The organism is Psychrobacter sp. 1Y4 (assembly GCF_051847555.1).
The window spans coordinates 1-516 of record NZ_JBPYDE010001164.1; the positions used below are offsets into that span (position 1 = coordinate 1).

1 pseudogene is annotated in these 516 nt (G+C 49.2%); it reads left to right on the forward strand.

Annotation, left to right across the window (positions count from 1 at the left end):
* Positions 1–516, forward strand: a pseudogene (locus tag ACS8FC_RS20950) (cation acetate symporter); the annotation flags it as partial.

The following is a 516-nucleotide window of genomic DNA, read 5'->3' on the forward strand; positions in this document are numbered from 1 at the left end:
GTCGTGACTGACTTAGGATTTGCCTCTTATACGGCGGATGTGCCTAACAAGCTAAACATGGTGTTATTTACGCTATCACTGATGATTGGTACAGCTGGTCTACCACACGTTATCATTCGCTTTTTCACCGTTCCTAAAGTGGCCGATGCACGTTGGACAGCGGGTTGGACACTAGTATTCATCTCGCTATTGTACTTTACTGCTCCAGCGGTAGGTGCGATGGCTCGTCTAAACCTCATTGATACGGTCTATCCACAAGGGGTTGCAGAAGCACCTTTAGAGTATGATCAACGTCCAGACTGGATGGCAACATGGGAAGACACAGGGCTTATAAAGTATAACGATCTAAACAATGATGGTCGTATCCAGCTGTATAACGACAGTGGACTTGGTGCCGCTCAAGTAGCGCTTAACACCGCTGAAGCGGATGGTGGTGATGTTGCTGCAGCTACCGCAGCGGTAGAGGCCGCGCGTGCTGCACATGATGCAGAACTGGATGGTCGTTTTGCCAATGCT